15 protein-coding genes and 4 pseudogenes are annotated in these 15,313 nt (G+C 74.3%); 15 read left to right on the plus strand and 4 right to left on the minus strand.

Annotation, left to right across the window (positions count from 1 at the left end):
• The 5 genes and pseudogenes from BJF79_RS55440 to BJF79_RS15885 all read left to right on the plus strand — a co-directional run.
• The coding region (locus tag BJF79_RS55440) for a hypothetical protein (protein ID WP_262402097.1) at positions 1–345 on the plus strand (345 nt) is incomplete at its 5' end.
• Between the two features lie 136 nt (positions 346–481).
• A pseudogene (locus tag BJF79_RS15870) lies at positions 482–1,439 on the plus strand (ROK family glucokinase).
• 75 nt (positions 1,440–1,514) lie between these two features.
• Positions 1,515–2,159 carry an endonuclease/exonuclease/phosphatase family protein gene (locus tag BJF79_RS15875; RefSeq protein ID WP_410050091.1) on the plus strand — a complete coding sequence of 215 codons (645 nt, stop codon included), beginning with the start codon at positions 1,515–1,517 and terminating at the stop codon, positions 2,157–2,159.
• Between the two features lie 268 nt (positions 2,160–2,427).
• Positions 2,428–3,609, plus strand: coding sequence for a cytochrome P450 (locus BJF79_RS55445; RefSeq protein ID WP_075898297.1), 1,182 nt, complete (start codon positions 2,428–2,430; stop codon positions 3,607–3,609).
• Positions 3,606–3,827, plus strand: a complete 222-nt coding sequence (locus BJF79_RS15885; protein ID WP_075898299.1) for a ferredoxin — start codon at positions 3,606–3,608, stop codon at positions 3,825–3,827. The genes BJF79_RS55445 and BJF79_RS15885 overlap by 4 nt, the downstream gene beginning before the upstream one ends.
• A gap of 113 nt (positions 3,828–3,940) precedes the next feature.
• Here BJF79_RS15885 and BJF79_RS53310 read toward each other — a convergent pair whose 3' ends face one another.
• Positions 3,941–4,315, minus strand: coding sequence for a hypothetical protein (locus BJF79_RS53310; RefSeq protein ID WP_262402098.1), 375 nt, complete (start codon positions 4,313–4,315; stop codon positions 3,941–3,943).
• Here BJF79_RS53310 and BJF79_RS53315 point away from each other — a divergent pair.
• From BJF79_RS53315 to thiI, 8 genes and pseudogenes are all read left to right on the plus strand, one after another.
• The gene (locus BJF79_RS53315; RefSeq protein ID WP_075898303.1) at positions 4,290–4,994 is read left to right on the plus strand and encodes a hypothetical protein; all 705 of its coding nucleotides are present in this window, start codon (positions 4,290–4,292) and stop codon (positions 4,992–4,994) included. The genes BJF79_RS53310 and BJF79_RS53315 overlap by 26 nt on opposite strands.
• Positions 4,995–5,237: 243 nt before the next feature.
• A complete protein-coding gene (locus BJF79_RS15900) occupies positions 5,238–5,987 on the plus strand; it encodes a lysophospholipid acyltransferase family protein (protein WP_075898305.1) in 750 nt (249 codons plus the stop codon).
• A complete protein-coding gene (locus tag BJF79_RS60140; protein ID WP_262402099.1) occupies positions 5,965–6,468 on the plus strand; it encodes a DUF5931 domain-containing protein in 504 nt (167 codons plus the stop codon). The genes BJF79_RS15900 and BJF79_RS60140 overlap by 23 nt, the downstream gene beginning before the upstream one ends.
• The gene (locus tag BJF79_RS60145; RefSeq protein WP_262402101.1) at positions 6,363–6,986 is read left to right on the plus strand and encodes a histidine kinase; all 624 of its coding nucleotides are present in this window, start codon (positions 6,363–6,365) and stop codon (positions 6,984–6,986) included. The genes BJF79_RS60140 and BJF79_RS60145 overlap by 106 nt, the downstream gene beginning before the upstream one ends.
• The gene (locus tag BJF79_RS60150; RefSeq protein ID WP_262402100.1) at positions 6,956–7,174 is read left to right on the plus strand and encodes an ATP-binding protein; all 219 of its coding nucleotides are present in this window, start codon (positions 6,956–6,958) and stop codon (positions 7,172–7,174) included. Before BJF79_RS60145 ends, BJF79_RS60150 begins: the two co-directional genes overlap by 31 nt.
• A gap of 42 nt (positions 7,175–7,216) precedes the next feature.
• A pseudogene (locus BJF79_RS15910) lies at positions 7,217–7,881 on the plus strand (response regulator).
• 379 nt (positions 7,882–8,260) lie between these two features.
• Positions 8,261–9,285, plus strand: a pseudogene (locus BJF79_RS15915) (6-phosphofructokinase).
• A 130-nt stretch (positions 9,286–9,415) separates the two neighbouring features.
• Positions 9,416–10,651, plus strand: a complete 1,236-nt coding sequence (gene thiI, locus BJF79_RS15920; protein ID WP_075898307.1) for a tRNA uracil 4-sulfurtransferase ThiI — start codon at positions 9,416–9,418, stop codon at positions 10,649–10,651.
• 25 nt (positions 10,652–10,676) lie between these two features.
• Here thiI and BJF79_RS15925 read toward each other — a convergent pair whose 3' ends face one another.
• From BJF79_RS15925 to aroF, 3 genes are all read right to left on the minus strand, one after another.
• On the minus strand, positions 10,677–11,561 hold the full coding sequence (locus tag BJF79_RS15925) for a DUF5954 family protein (RefSeq protein ID WP_075898315.1): 885 nt from the start codon (positions 11,559–11,561) through the stop codon (positions 10,677–10,679).
• Positions 11,562–11,614: 53 nt separating this feature from the next.
• On the minus strand, positions 11,615–12,601 hold the full coding sequence (locus BJF79_RS15930; RefSeq protein ID WP_075898309.1) for an EamA family transporter: 987 nt from the start codon (positions 12,599–12,601) through the stop codon (positions 11,615–11,617).
• Between the two features lie 229 nt (positions 12,602–12,830).
• Positions 12,831–13,877, minus strand: coding sequence for a 3-deoxy-7-phosphoheptulonate synthase (gene aroF / locus BJF79_RS15935; RefSeq protein ID WP_075898311.1), 1,047 nt, complete (start codon positions 13,875–13,877; stop codon positions 12,831–12,833).
• Between the two features lie 264 nt (positions 13,878–14,141).
• Between aroF and BJF79_RS15940 the strand changes: the two genes are divergently transcribed.
• Together BJF79_RS15940 and BJF79_RS15945 are read left to right on the plus strand one after the other, a co-directional pair.
• Positions 14,142–14,765, plus strand: coding sequence for a sulfite oxidase-like oxidoreductase (locus BJF79_RS15940; protein WP_075898313.1), 624 nt, complete (start codon positions 14,142–14,144; stop codon positions 14,763–14,765).
• Positions 14,766–14,910: 145 nt separating this feature from the next.
• A pseudogene (locus tag BJF79_RS15945) lies at positions 14,911–15,313 on the plus strand (sensor histidine kinase); the annotation flags it as partial.

Below are 15,313 nucleotides of genomic sequence, written 5' to 3' on the forward strand. Positions count from 1 at the left end.
GGCGCGGGCGGCGACGTGTGGGCGTCCGCGACCGCCGAGCGCCCGCGCGCCGAGCGGCCCCGCGCGGACCGCGGACCCGGCGGGCCGCGGGTCGCCACCGGCGCGCCGGAATGCTGCGAGTGCCCGGTCTGCCGGGCGATCTCGCTCCGGCGCGAGGCGGGCGGCGACGTGGCCCGGCACCTGCGGGACGCGGGCGGGTCGCTGCTCGCCGCCGCCCTCGAACGTGCTCGCCGCCGCCGACCGCGCCCGCGACGACCGTTCGCGCGACGGTCGCGGTCCGGACACCGGTACGTACCGGAACCGGCCACGCCAGGAGTCGCAGGGCCGTCCGGCGGGTACCTCTGAGCGGTCGGGGATGCGGCGCGACCGTCCGGAGGGCGACGTGTGGTCGGCCGCCACCGGCGGCTCCGGCGGCTCCGGCGACTGACGTGCAGTGCAGGACGCGCCCCCGGCGGGGACGCGTGACGAGGAGGATGCGTACATGGCCCTGACCATCGGCGTGGATGTGGGCGGCACGAAGGTGGCCGCGGGAGTCGTCGACGACCGTGGAACGATCCTGGAGAAGGTCCGGCGCCCGACGCCCTCGACCAATCCCAAGGAGACCGCCGAGGTCATCGCCGAGGTCGTCGAGTTGCTGAAGGGCAAGTACGAGGACGTCACGGCGGTCGGGCTCGGCACCGCCGGGTTCGTCGACGAGGCCCGCTCGACGGTGCTGTTCGCGCCCAACCTCGCCTGGCGGGACGAGCCGATCAAGCAGAAGGTGGAGAGCCTGGTCGGGCTCCCGGTCGTGGTGGAGAACGACGGCAACGCCACCGCCTGGGGCGAGGCCCGGTTCGGCGCCGGACGCGGCGAGGACCATCTCGTCCTGATCGCGCTCGGCACCGGCATCGGCGGCGGCGTCGTGCTGAACGGCGAGCTGTACCGCGGCCGGTTCGGCATCGGCGCCGAGGTCGGCCACTTCCGGGTGGTGCCGGACGGGCGGCGCTGCGGCTGCGGCAACCGCGGCTGCTGGGAGCAGTACGCGAGCGGCAACGCGCTCGTCCACGAGGCCCGCGACCTGGCCCGGGTGGCGCCCGCGATGGCGGGCCGGCTGCTGGAGCTGGCCGGCGGCACCCCGGAGGGCATCCGCGGGCCCGAGGTGACGCAGGCGGCGCGGGAGGGCGACCAGGCGGCGCTGGAGTGCTTCCGGACGGTCGCGCAGTGGGCCGGGCAGGGCCTGGCCGACCTGAGCGCCATCCTGGACCCGGGCGCGTTCATCATCGGCGGCGGCCTGTCCGACGCGGGCGACCTGCTGCTCGACCCGGTCCGCACGGCGTTCGGGGAGGCGCTGACCGGGCGCGGCCACCGTCCGCTGCCCGACATCCGCATCGCCGAGCTGGGCTCGCGCCGGGATCGTCGGCGCCGCCGACCTCGCCAGGGTCCCCGTTCCGGCCCCGTGACGCGCGGCGCGCCCCGGTGACGCCCCTGCGGGTGATGACCTACAACGTCCGGTCGCTGCGCATGACCCGGCGGCGGTGGCGCGGGTCGTCCGCGCGCGCGGACGATGCTGTGCGTGCAGGAGGTCCCGCGGTTCTGGGGCTGGCGCGGCAAGCGGCGGCGGCTGGCCCGCGACTGCGGGACGGCCGTCGCGGCGGGCCGCCGGGCGTGCCGGGCTCGCGGCGCTCGCGGCCCCGCACGTCCGCCGGGTGGCCCGCGAGTTCCACCTGCTCGGCCCGGAACCGGACCTGCACCGCCGGGGGCTGGCGGTCGCGGTGCTGGAGATCGGCGGTGCCCGGTTCGTCGCGGCGTCCACCCATCTAGACCTGGCGGCGGAGCCGCGCCGCCGGCACGTCCGGGAGATCCTGGACCTGCTGGACCGGGCCCGCGAACGGTACGGGGCGCCGGTGGTGCTGGCCGGGGACGTCAACGAGGAGCCGGGCGGGCCCGCCTGGTCGCTGCTCGCGGGCCGCCTGCGGGACGGCCACGCGGTCGCTCCGGCGGGGGAGGCGGCGACGTTCTCCGCGCGGAATCCGCGCAGGCGCATCGACGGGGTCTTCGCCGACCCGGACGTGGACGTCGTCGGCTGCGGCGTCCCCGGCGACGAGATCGCGCCCACGGCGGACTACGCCGCCGCGACGGACCACCGTCCGGTCATGGCCGAACTCCGGTTGCGGTCCTGACTTACCTGGGCGTCACAGTCGCCGCACCAGAATTCGTCCGTGGATATGCCGGTTTCTGTGTGGCCGAAAAATATATCCCCAGCTCAGAGTGCTGTTCTGTGTCCCCTCACCGTTCAAGATCTTCATGAGCAAATGATCACGACCCGGAGAAAATGCCGGTCATAGCAGGTCTGTTCATATTTGTTCTTAAAGTGCCTCCGAAAACAGGGTTGACCCATTTCACCCAAAGATTACGGTGAGTGTCGACCCGATGATCCGGAGGATCCTCATGGAACGTGCCGCGGTGCCCTTCCCCCTCCATCGCGACGATCCCCTCCACCCGCCGGCGGAGTACGCAGGGCTGCTCGACGGGCCGCCGGTCCGGGTGCTGATGCCCGACGGCGCCGAGCACTGGATGGTGTCGCGGCTCGCCGACGTCCGGGCCGTCCTGGCCGATCCCAGGCTCAGCGCCGTCGACACCCGGCCCAACTTCCCCCAGGTGCTGCCGCTGCCCGCGGTGCCGGGCGCGCTGTCGTTCCTGCGGATGGACGATCCGGAGCACGCGCGGCTGCGCCGCACGCTGACCGCCGAGTTCACGGTCCGGCGCGTCGGCCTGCTGCGGCCGGGCATCGCCGAAACCGCCGAGACGCTGCTGGACGCGATGATCGAGCAGGGCCCGCCCGCCGACCTGGTGTCGGCGTTCGCGCTGCCGCTGCCGTCCCTGGTGATCTGCCGCCTGCTCGGCGTGCCCTACGCCGACCACGACTTCTTCCAGGACCGCAGCGCGGAGTCCATCCGGCTGGACGTCGCGCTGGACGAGGCCGTCGCGGCGTTCGGCGAACTCGCCGCCTACCTCGACGGGCTCGTCGCCGAGAAGGTGCGCGAACCGACCGACGACCTGCTCGGGCGGGTCGCGCGGCGGGTCCGGTCCGGGGAGCTGGGGCACGCGGAGGCGGTCGCGATGGCGCGGCTGCTGCTGCTCGCCGGGCACGAGACCACCGCCAACATGATCGGGCTCGGCACGTTCACGCTGCTGCGGCACCCGGACGAACTCGCGCGGCTCCGCGCGGACCCCGCGCTCGTCCGTCCCGCCGTGGAGGAGATGCTGCGGTACCTGACGATCGTGCACCGCGGCACGCAACGCGTGGCCCGCGAGGACATCGAGGTCGGCGGCGTGACGATCGAGGCGGGCGAGGGCGTCGTCGTCGCGCTGGCGGCGGCCGACCGCGACCCCGGCGCGTTCGCCGACCCCGACGTCTTCGACCCGGCCCGCCCGCCGGGCCACCACGTGGCGTTCGGGTTCGGCGCGCACCAGTGCATCGGCCAGACCCTCGCGCGGGTGGAGATGGAGATCGCCTTCGCCCGGATGCTCGACCGCCTGCCCGGCCTCGCGCTCGCCTGCGAGCCCGCCGAGATCCGGTTCCGCGACTCGGTCGTCTACGGACTGCACGCCCTGCCGGTGACCTGGTGAGCCGCCTGAGCGTCGACCGCGACGCCTGCCGGGGCGCCGGCCAGTGCGCCTTCAACGCGCCCGAGCTGTTCGACCAGGACGAGGACGAGGGCCTGGTCGTCCTGCTGAACGCCGAGCCGTCGCCCGGGCAGCTGCCGTCCGCGCGCCGCGCCGCCGACGCGTGCCCGAACCGCGTGATCGTCCTGGCCGAGACCCCCGAACGGACGGACCGGGCCTAGTGCAGCGACCACCAAGCTTCCCCTGGGTTCGTTGATCTGCGGCGTGTTGCCCTTATGGGCGCCCGAGTTAGGGCAACACGCCGCAGATCAACATCGGAGGGGCGTCGGCGCGGCTAGACGATCGCGCCGTCGTCGCCGTCGCGGGGCTCGTCGCCCATCCGCAGGACGAGCGTGACGAAGCCGCCGATGAACGCCGCGACGGCGAGGAACGCGGCCCAGCCGGGGACCTCCCAGTCGAGGATGACGGTGATCAGCAGGTAGACGGGGCCGCCGACCAGCGCGACCCAGGCGCCCTTGGTGAGCGGGTCGGCGGCGGGCAGCGGCGGGGGAGGCGGCGGCACGTAGTGGCCGTCGTCGTCCTCCGCCGGGAACTCCGGCTCCGCGGCGGGCTTGATCACCCGCGCGCGGGGGAGCCGCCCGGTGCGGTCGTCGCCCTCGGCGGGCGGCTCCGGCGGCTCGTCGATGTTCTCCTGGTCGGGCCAGGGCACCTCGTCGCCCTCGGGCACGGCGTCGAACCCGGCGACGATCTCCGCCCAGATGGCGTCCTCGTCGCGTTCGGCGGTGCCCGCGGCGGACGCGTCTGGCGCCGCCGGTCCCGTCCGTCCCGTCGGCCCCGGCCGGGTCGGGACGGTCGGCGCCGGGACGGTCGGCGCCGCCGTGCGCCGGGTCGGTCAGCGCGGCGTCGGTGCGCGCGGGTCGGTGAGCGGCGGGGTCGGTCAGGTCGGCGTCGGGGTCGGAGCGCGACGCCGCGTCGCGCAGCCGCTCCAGATGGGCCCGCAGGATCCCCTCGGCCGCGGGCTTCATGTCGACGTCCACGTACAGCCGGTCGAGGACGTCCTCGGCGGCGCGCCCGGACGCGTCGGCGGCACTCGGCGGCCCGCCGTCGGCACCGCCGCCCTGGGCGGGGGCGGGGTCGTCCACCGGCGGGACGGCGTAGGCCGCCACGCCCGCGTCCCGCAGCGCCGTCAGCATCGCGTCGGCGAGGTGCGGGGCGAGATCGACCAGCGGGGCGTAGGTGTCGGCCGACAGGCCGTTGCCACGGCGATTCACGGGGCCGGCTCCTTCCACTCCCGCGTGACCGGCAGCACCGGCATGGCGGCCTCCGCTCCCCCATCGACATGTGCGTCCGGCGGCGCCCGCGCACGGCGGCGCCCCCGGACACGTTGAAACGTGTGTCCCACGGTATTCGCTGCGCCGCCCGGGACAAGCCCCAGGGCGCACCCGAATCGAGTTTTACGCAGAGAGCCTACGGCCATCCGGCGGCGCGGCGCGCCGTGCGGGGCGGGCCCGGCGGGACGTCAGGGTGAGCGGCGGCCGGGCGGGATGCGAAGATAGCGCATCATCTTCCCCCCGGGCCGGGGTCCTCGGCTCGCACACCGCATGCACGCGCGGTAAAGAAAGGGTGTCGGCATGCTCTGGTTCTGGATCCTGCTGAGGATCGTCCTGTCGCCCATCATGTACCTGTTGTGGCGACCGCGGAACCAGGGGATGCGCAACGTGCCGAAGCGCGGGCCCGCGCTGATGGTGAGCAACCACCTGTCGTTCGCCGATCATTTCTTCGGGCCGTTGCCGCTGATGCGTCCCATCCTCTTCATCGGCAAGGGCGAGTACTTCACCGGCAAGGGGATCAAGGGCCTGATCAGCAAGGGGTTCTTTACCGGGGTCGGGGTGGTGCCGGTCGACCGGACCGGCGGCTCGGCCGCCGACGCCGCCCTGCAGACCGGCCTGCGGATCCTCGGGGAAGGCAAGCTGCTCGGGATCTACCCGGAGGGCACCCGCGCCCCCGACAACCGGCTGTACCGGGGCAAGACGGGCGTGGCCCGGCTGGCGCTGAAGTCCCGCGTCCCGGTGATCCCGATGGCGATGATCAACACGTTCGAGCTGATGCCGCCCGGCAAGCCGCTGCCCCGGCTCGGCGTCCGGCCGGGCGTCCGGTTCGGCGAGCCGCTCGACTTCTCCCGCTACTACGGCCGCGAGGACGACCGGGAGGTGCTGCGCGAGATCACCGACGAGATCATGCGGGCGATCCGGGAGCTGTCCGGCCAGGAGTACGTCGACCGGTACGCAGCGGAGGTCAAGGCGGAACTGGCCGGCAAGCCGGTCCGCCCGGTCCGCGACGACGACGAGGACGAGGACGGTGCGCGCGGCGACGGCGGCTGACCCGGACCGCGGCGGCGGCCTCGGTCTGGAGGCCGCCCTGTGGCGGGCGGTCGCCGTCTACCGGACCGCCGCGCTCGGCTACGCCGCGGTGCTGATCGTCAAGAACTCGGGCGGCTACGCGCATCCGGCCGGCGGCTGGGCCGTCCTCGCCGTCATGACCGGCTGGACGGTCGCGGCGTGGCTGCTGTTCCGCGACCCGCGCCGCGGCGGCCCCGCGCTCCTCGCCGCCGACATGGCGGTCGCGGCGGGCTGCGTGATCGCGACGGCGTGGGTGGAGAGCGTCGAGGGGATCGTCGCCGGACGGCCGACGCTGCCGGTGTCGTGGGTCGCGGCGCCGTCCTGGCGTGGGCCGTGGTGGGCGGCCGCCGCCTCGGCATCGCCGCCGCCGGGGTCCTCGCGCTGGCGAACCTGCTGGTCCACGTCTTCGCCGGGACGACCGGCGAGATCGACAGCCGCGCCCTCAACGGCATCGTGCTGCTGATCCTCGCCGGTCTGGTCGTCGGGCACGTCGTCCGGCTGGCGCGCGAGGCGGAGGCGCGGCTGGCCCGCGCGGTCGAACTGGAATCGGCCACCCGCGAGCGCGAGCGGCTCGCCCGCGACATCCACGACTCGGTGCTGCAGGTCCTGGCGATGGTGCGGCGGCGCGGCGCCGGGCTCGGCGGCGAGGCCGCCGAACTGGCCCGCCTGGCGGGGGAGCAGGAGACCGCGCTGCGCACCCTGGTCGGCGGCGCGCCCCGCACCCGTCCGGACGGCACGGCGGGCGCCGCGACCGGACGCGGACGACCCGCCGACGGAGGAGAAGCGGACCTGCGGCCGCTGCTGACCGCCCGCACGTCCGGGACCGTCACCGTGTCGACGCCCGCGACGCCCGTCCCGTTGCCCGAGCACGCCGCCCGGGAACTGGACGCGGCCGTGGCGGCGGCGCTCGACAACGTCGTCGTGCACTGCGGCGCGACCGCCCGCGCTGGGTGCTGCTGGAGGACGGCGGCGACGAGGTGATCGTCAGCGTCCGCGACGACGGCCCGGGAATGCCGGACGGGCGCCTCGAACAGGCCGCGGCGGACGGCCGGCTCGGCGTCGCCCAGTCGATCCGCGGGCGCGTCCGCGACCTCGGCGGTACGACCCTGATCACGTCGGCGCCCGGAGACGGAACCGAGATCGAAATGACCGTTCCGCGCCGTAAGTGAAGGTGAGAGGGTGAGTGCGTGAGCGACGTTCCCCTCAGGGTCATGGTGGTGGACGACCACCCGATGTGGCGGGACGCGGTCGCCCGCGACCTCGCCGAGGCCGGGCACGAGGTCGTCGCGACCGCGGGCGAGGGCCGCACGGCCGTCCGCGTCGCCGCGCCGCGCGTCCCCAGGTCGCCGTGGTCGACCTGCAGCTCCCCGACATCTCCGGGGTCGAGGTCACGCGCCGCCTCGCCGCCGCCGACCCGCCCGTCCGGGTGCTGGTGCTGTCGGCCAGCGGCGAGCAGGAGGACGTGCTGGAGGCCGTCAAGGCGGGCGCCACCGGCTACCTGCTGAAGTCGGCCGCCCGGGAGGAGTTCCTGGACGCCGTCCGGCGCACCGCCGCCGGCGACGCCGTCTTCACCCCGGGCCTCGCCGGGCTCGTCCTCGGCGAGTTCCGCCGCCTCGCCGCCGCGCCCGCCCTCGACCGGGACGACGGCGCGCCCCGGCTCACCGAACGCGAGACCGAGGTCCTGCGCCTCGTCGCGAAGGGCCTCACGTACAAGCAGATCGCGCAGCGCCTCGTCCTGTCGCACCGCACCGTGCAGAACCACGTGCAGAACACCCTCGGCAAGCTCCAGTTGCACAACCGCGTCGAACTCGTCCGCTACGCGATCGAGAAGGGCCTCGACGACGACCTGGGCAAGGACCGCCCCGACAAGCCCTGACCCCGGCCGACGGCCCCGTCCGACGGGCGGCACCCCCCGGCGGTGACGGCGGCGCGGCCCGCGGCGGATGCGACTGCCCCCCGCCCACCGGGACGAGTCGACGCGCGCGCGAGCGCGGGAACCGGCCCCGGCGGAGGCGCGGTGGTCGTATGGCGGCGAGGGCTCGCCGCGGCGGTCCCCGGACGGGCACGGACCCCGCCGCGCGGCGCGCGGGCGGGCTTCGCGCGGGAACGTGCCGAAGCGTCCCGCCAACGACTATGGTCTAGACCAATGGCGGCGCACCGGAACCGGTGGCGAATACGCCGTGTAGCCGTGCGCCGACGGTTAGTCTGGACACGTGAATCGAGGGAGGAGACCGGTGGCGGGAGAAGGAGACGGCATGCGCGTCGGAGTACTGACCGGCGGCGGGGACTGCCCCGGCCTGAACGCGGTGATCCGCGCGGTCGTGCGCAAGGGCGTGCAGGTCTTCGGATACGAGTTCGTGGGCTTCCGGGCCGGCTGGCGCGGCCCGCTCGAAGGCGACACCGTGGCCCTCGACGTCCAGGCCGTGCGGGGCATCCTGCCGCGCGGCGGCACGATCCTCGGATCGTCCCGCACCAACCCGATCAAGGTCGAGGGCGGCGTCGAGCGGATCAAGGACAACCTGGCCGGGCTCGGCGTGGACGCGCTGATCGCCATCGGCGGCGAGGACACCCTCGGCGTCGCGCGCGAGCTGCACTCGCGCGGCGTGCACGTCGTGGGCGTCCCCAAGACCATCGACAACGACCTGAACGCCACCGACTACACCTTCGGGTTCGACACCGCGGTGAACATCGGGGTGGAGGCCGTCGACCGGCTGCACACCACCGCCGAAAGCCACCACCGCGCGCTGATCTGCGAGGTCATGGGCCGCCACGCGGGCTGGATCGCGCTGCACGTCGGGATGGCCGCGGGCGCCAACGTCATCCTGATCCCCGAGCGGCCGTTCGACATCGACAAGGTCGTCGAGTACGTGGAGAGCCGGTTCAAGACCCGGTACGCGCCGATCATCGTGGTGTCCGAGGGCGCCCACCCGATCGACGGGCAGATGCAGCTGCAGACGGGCGAGCGCGACGCGTTCGGGCACGTCCGGCTCGGCGGCATCGGGCAGCGGCTCGCCGACGAGATCGAGAAGCGCACCGGCAAGGAGGCCCGTGCCACCGTGCTCGGGCACATCCAGCGCGGCGGCACCCCGAGCGCGTTCGACCGCGTGCTCGCCACCCGCCTCGGCCTCCAGGCGATCGACGCCGTCCGCGACGGCGACTACGGCAAGATGGTCGCGCTGCAGGGCACCGACATCGTGCGGGTCGCCTCGACGAGGCGACCAAGGAGCTGAAGACCGTCCCGGTCGAGCGCTACGCTGAAGCGGAGGTCTTCTTCGGATGACCAGGGCCTCCTGGCGGGAACACTGTTCCCCACGTATGTGGGGATGACCCCAGACATAGTCGTTCGCGACGGTGCGGATTCTGGGTCACACTGGAGTTTGTCAAACTTGTGCCCGCCAGGAGGATTCCGCATGACCACGCTCGATGTCGCGCCCACCGTCGTCCGGGAGCAGTCGCCGGTCGACGGCGAGCCGTGCGTGCTGCTCAAACTCGGCGAGGTCGTCCTCAAGGGCAAGAACCGTGAGCAGTTCGAGCGCCGCCTGGCCGACAACGTCCGCACCGCCGTCCGGCCGATCGCCCGCGTCGACGTCATCCGCCGGCACGGCGTCTTCATCGTGCGGACGAAGGACGCCGACGTCGCGGTCGTCGACCGTCTCGCGCAGCGGATCACCGACGTCATGGGCATCGTGTGGGCGCACCGCGCCTGGCGCGTCGGCAAGGACCTCGCCAGCGTCGAGCGGGCCGCGCTGGAGCTGATGGACGGACGCGTCGGCTCGTTCGCCGTCCGTTCGCGCCGCCGCGACAAGCGGTTCCCGATGACCTCCACCGAACTCGACCGGCACATCGGCGCGCTCGTCGGCGGAAAGTACGGGCAGCCGGTCAAGCTCAAGAACCCCGAGCACACCCTGTCGATCGAGGTCGACCGCGACGAGGTGTTCGTGTTCTCCGGCGGGCTGCCCGGCCAGGGCGGCCTCCCGGTCGGGATGAGCGGACGCGCGCTGGTGCTGATGTCGGGCGGCATCGACTCGCCCGTCGCCGCCTACCGGATGATGCGCCGCGGCCTGCGCGTCGACTACCTGCACTTCTCCGGGATGCCGTTCACCGGCCCCGAGTCGATCTACAAGGCGTACGCGCTGGTCCGCGAGCTGGACAAGTTCCAGGGCGGCTCCCGGCTGTTCGTCGTCCCGTTCGGCAAGGCGCAGCAGCAGATCAAGTCGTCCGGCGCGGACCGGCTCGCGGTGATCGCGCAGCGCCGGCTGATGCTGCGCACCGGCGAGGTCCTCGCCCGCCGGCTGCGCGGCGCCGCGCTGATCACCGGGGACGCGCTCGGCCAGGTGTCCAGCCAGACGCTCGCCAACATGACGGCGCTGGACGACGCGGCCGAACTGCCGATCCTGCGGCCCCTCGTCGGCATGGACAAGATCGAGATCATGGACCAGGCGCGCAGGATCCGCACCCTGTCGATCTCGGAGCTGCCCGACGAGGACTGCTGCACGATGCTCGCGCCGCGCCGCGCCGAGACCCGCGCGAAGATCGCCGACCTGCGGCAGATCGAGAAGCGCCTCGACGTCGGCGAGCTCGCCGACCAGCTCGCCGCGTCCGTCCAGGAGCACCGCCCCGTCTACGGGGACGCCGCGGCCTCCTGACGCCCGCCGGGACGCCCGGCGCGGGTCAGCGGGGGTCGCCGGGACGCGGCGGCTCCGGGCCGTCCGGGCCGAGCAGCGTGATCCGCTCGATCCGCACCACCCGGAACCGGCGCCCGTCGACCGTGACGCCGTTGCGGCCCGACCCGTCGTCCATCAGCTCGGCCGCCGCCGCGAACTCGGCGGCGGCGGGCTCGTCGGGCCGCTCGATCACCGGGACGACGTGCCGGAAGTAGGTGACGAGCGAGTCGCGGGCCTGCTGCGGCCCGTCGTGCAGCCGTCCGACCGGACGCCACCGCCCGCCGCCCCGCTCGGCGATCGTGAACACCGGAGCGAGCGGCACCGGCGTCAGGAACGTTCCGTCCGGCTCGTTCCCGGCGGCGGCCGCCGCGTCCAGCACCTGGCACAGCAGCTCCGCCGAGGAGAGGTCCGAACCCGTCTCGTCCGCCGGGAGCAGGCCGGGTCCGCCGCGCGCCGCCCGCCCGGACGGGTCCAGGTCGGTGGGCCGCGGCGGTTCGGGCCCGTCCGGTCCGGTGCGGACGAGCTGCTCGATCCGCACGATCCGGAACCGCCGTCCCGCCGCGTCCACCGCGTCGGACGGGTCGGCCTGCAGCGCCCGCGCCGCCGCCCGCAACTCCCGTCCGGCGGCGTCGCCCGCGTCGGCGGCCAGGTCCTCCAGATGGACGGCCAGCAGCTCCCGCGCGCCCTGCGGCAGCGGATCGCACGGGCACACCAGCCGCCACCCGTCCGCGACCCGCTCGGCCGCGGCGAACAGCGCGCCGACGACCACCGGCTCCGGGTACGCCGTCATGGAGCGGAGCGCGTCCGCCCGCAGCACCGCGGCCACCGGGTCGACGCCGTCCAGGTCCTCCGGGAACAGCCGTCCGAAGGCGTCCCCCTCGCCCGTCGTCATGCGGGCCATCATCCTCGCCCGAACCCGGTGCCGCGAGTGGTGCGAACCAATTGTTACTTCCGGGCGGGCAGGACCATCGGCACCAGCGCGGCGGCGAGAAGGGCGAGGCCCGCCGGCGCGGGGCCGCCGAGGTGCTCGCCGAGCACGACGACGCCGAGGACGGCCGCGACCGCCGGTTCGGCGAGCGTCAGCGTCGTCGCGGCGGTCGCCGGGGTGGTGCGCAGGCCGCGCGCGAACAGCAGGTAGGCGCCGCCCGTCGCGACCACGCCCAGGTAGAGGGCGATGAGGGCGCCCGAGCCGGTCAGCATCCAGCCCGGCCCGGCGAACGGCAGGACGGGCAGGAGCGGGACGGCCGCGACGCCGAACACGGTCCCGACGACGGCGCGTTCGTCGGCGCCGCGGGTGATGAGGACGGACGTCGCGCTCGTGTACGCCGCGTACGCGAGGCCGGACAGGGCGGCGAGGGCGATGCCCGCGGGGTCCGCGCCGGCGTCCTCGCCGCCGCCGACGAGCAGGGCGCACCCCGCGACGGCCGCGGCCGTCGCGAGCGTCCAGCGGCGGGACGGGACGGCGCGGCGGGCGGCGACGCCGATGAGGCCCGCGAACGCGGGCGCGGAACCGATCGTGACGACGGTCGCGATCCGCGACGGCCGGTGCGGGCCGCGGCCACGAAGAACGCCGTCTGGTAGACGATGATCGTGCCGAGCAGGACGAGCGGACGGGCGCGGCGGTCGGCGGCGAGCCGCCGCAGGCCCGCGCCGCGCCGGAGGCAGGCGGCGGAGGCGAGCAGGACCAGCCCGCCGAGGATGATGCGCATCGCGGCGACCGACAGGCCGGACGAGCCGTCCGCGAACGTGCGGACGTGCCGGTAGTCCCCCACAGGGACGCCGCCGCGAGGATCGGGACGGCGCCCCCGCCCGGCAGCCCCCGCCCGGACGCGCCGGAGGCGGAGGCGTGCCCGGACGGGACGCGGGGGACGACGCGCGCGCCGGGGAGGACGGGCGTGCGGACATGCGTGACGAGAGCGTGCGGAAGGACACGGAGTACTGCTCCTGAGCTCGAACCGGGAGAGGGAATCCGGATTCGGGGCGCAGGACCGATCGGGCCGCGGCGCGCTCGCGCCGTGCCCGTCAGGACCCGAGGTCGGAACTACCGGTGGCTCGCCGCGCCCCGTCAGGAGCGGGGCGGCCCGCAGTTCGGTGTCCAGTACGCCATGTTCCCGACACTACCAGCCGTTTCGTCGCATACCGGGACGGCGCTGTGCCTCCGTCACGCCGGGACGGCGTCGACGTCCGGGGCCTGGGTGAGGGCCCGGCCGACCATCGGCGGCAGGTCCCGCACCGCCTTGGCGAGCTCCCGCAGGTCGCCGTCCACGAGCGCCTGGGGGCCGTCGCACAGCGCGGTCTCCGGGTGCGGGTGGACGTCGATGATGACGCCGTCGGCGCCGATCGCGATCGCGGCGCGGGTCAGCGGCAGGACGAGGTCGCGGCTGCCGCCCGAGTGCGACGGGTCCACGATCACCGGCAGGTGGGAGAGGCGCTGCGCCACCGGGACCGCGGAGATGTCGAGGGTGTTGCGGGTGGCCTTCTCGAACGTGCGGATGCCGCGCTCGCACAGCACGATGTCGAGGTTGCCGCGCTGCGCGACGTACTCGGCGGCCATCAGCCACTCCTCGATGGTGCCGTTCATGCCGCGCTTCAGCATCACCGGCTTGCCGGCCTCACCGGCGGCCTGCAGCAGCGCGAAGTTCTGCGCGTTGCGCGTCCCGATCTGCAGCATGTCGGCGTAGGACGCGACGAGCTCGACGTCCCCGGCGTCCACGACCTCGGTGACGACCGGCATCCCCGTCTCCTCGCGGACCTCCGCGAGGATCTTCAGGCCCGCCTCGCCGAGCCCCTGGAACGCGTACGGGGACGTGCGCGGCTTGAACGCGCCGCCGCGCAGCAGCGTCGCGCCGGCGGCCTTGGCCATCTGCGCGGCCTGCAGGGTCTGCTCGGGGGTCTCCACCGCGCACGGCCCGGCGATCAGCGTCATCGTGCCGGGGCCGATCGGGACGCCGCCGACCCGCACCACCGTGCGCTCGCCGTGGTTCTCCCGGCTCACCAGCTTGTACGGCGCCGAGATGCGGACGACGTCGCTGACGCCGCGCATCCCGCGCAGGTTCAGCGAGCCGAACTGCTCGACGTCGCCGACGAGCCCGACGATCGTCCGCTCCACGCCGCGGCTGACGAAGGCGTCGCCCCCCGCCGTCTCGACCAATGAGACGACGCCGTTGACATCCGCTTCGGTGGCCTCCGGGGCCATGACGATGACCATGCCGTACTCCCTCTCCTCGCCCCGCGGGCCCGGCGGTCCCGCGGCCGTCCCCTGAAACGACGGAAGCCCCGGGCCGACCGGCCCGGGGCTTCACGTTCGTGGTCTGTCAGCGCAGCGTCTGGCAGACCAGCCGTCCGGGCTGGTCGAGCCAAAAGAAATACACGACGTTGCGCATGGGGCTCAGCGTAGCCGACGCGGGACGGGAGTGGAGGCGAGGGGGCCGAATATGGCTCAGCTCACGCCGGATGGCAGGATGGCCGCGTCATGTCCCATCCCGAAGAGCCCACGCAGCAGCGGCGGGACCTGCCGCCCGGTCAGTACGTCCCCCGGGGATGGCCGGTCCTGCACTACGGACCCGTCCCGAAGTTCCGTCCCAAGGACTGGGACTTCCGTGTCTTCGGTGCGACCGCGACGGGCGGGCAGCACCGCTGGACCTGGGACGAGTTCGACGCGCTGCCCAGGACGAAAGCCGTCGCCGACTTCCACTGCGTCACCAAGTTCACGATCCCCGACAACGAGTGGGAGGGCGTGCCGGGCTCGGCGATCGTGGAGCTGGCGCCGCCCGCCCCCGAGGTCACGCACGTGATGGTGTGGGCCGAGTACGGCTACAGCGCCAACATCCGCATGGCCGACTTCCTCGCCGACGGGACGATGTTCGCCACGCACCGCGACGGGGAGCGGATCGCCCCCGACCACGGCTTCCCGATCCGCATCGTCGTCCCGCACCTGTACGCGTGGAAGAGCGTGAAGTGGGTCCGCGGGGTCGAGTACCTGGTGAAGGACCGCCGGGGCTTCTGGGAGGAGCGCGGCTACCACAACGTCGCCGACCCGTGGCGCGAGCAGCGGTACTCCTACCAGGAGGACGACGGCGAGGCGCCGCCGCTTTGAGGCCGGACGGGCCCGTCCCCGGATGCGACATGCCACCCGAAGCAGACCTTTCGAAACACGCCCGAAGCCGCGTGGCCCATCCGAGACCTTCGTAAATGCCCAACACCGGGACCCACGGGGACGACAGCCATTACCGTAAGTCGCCATGGACCTACCGTCCGTTCTGGACACCATGGCTTGCGCCGTCGCCGCCGGTGCCGCCACGGGAGCGTGCGCGCTGCGCCGCCGGTTCCCGTTCCGCGGCCGGGCGCCCGCCGAGCCGGGCGAGCAGGCGGCCTTCGCGGCGCTGCACGCGATCACGCGGGCGTCGCCGCCGCTGCGCACGCGGCTGAGCGGCGACGCCGCACGCCGGTCCGTCCGGCATCTGCGGTCGCTGCTGGACGCCGACGCCGTCGCGCTCGTCGCGCTCCGCTCCGCGCTCGAAGACGACGACGAGGCCGACGCGGACGCCGCGCCGGGGGCGGCGCTGCTGGCCTGGGACGGTGCGGGCCGCGGGCCGCACGCCGCCGGCGCGGTCGGCCTCGCGCTGCCCGGTGCTGCCTCCGGAC

The sequence above is a fragment of the Actinomadura sp. CNU-125 genome (assembly GCF_001942465.1).
Taxonomy (GTDB): Bacteria; Actinomycetota; Actinomycetes; order Streptosporangiales; family Streptosporangiaceae; genus Spirillospora.

Excerpts from the sequence above, each read along its gene's own strand:
- BJF79_RS15940 (WP_075898313.1), top strand. The coding sequence starts at position 14,142 with ATGTCCCATCCCGAAGAGCCCACGCAGCAGCGGCGGGACCTGCCGCCC.
- BJF79_RS55445 (WP_075898297.1), top strand. The coding sequence starts at position 2,428 with ATGGAACGTGCCGCGGTGCCCTTCCCCCTCCATCGCGACGATCCCCTC.
- BJF79_RS15925 (WP_075898315.1), bottom strand. The coding sequence starts at position 11,561 with ATGACGACGGGCGAGGGGGACGCCTTCGGACGGCTGTTCCCGGAGGAC.
- thiI (WP_075898307.1), top strand. The coding sequence starts at position 9,416 with ATGACCACGCTCGATGTCGCGCCCACCGTCGTCCGGGAGCAGTCGCCG.
- BJF79_RS15900 (WP_075898305.1), top strand. The coding sequence starts at position 5,238 with ATGCTCTGGTTCTGGATCCTGCTGAGGATCGTCCTGTCGCCCATCATG.
- aroF (WP_075898311.1), bottom strand. The coding sequence starts at position 13,877 with ATGGTCATCGTCATGGCCCCGGAGGCCACCGAAGCGGATGTCAACGGC.
- BJF79_RS53315 (WP_075898303.1), top strand. The coding sequence starts at position 4,290 with ATGTTCTCCTGGTCGGGCCAGGGCACCTCGTCGCCCTCGGGCACGGCG.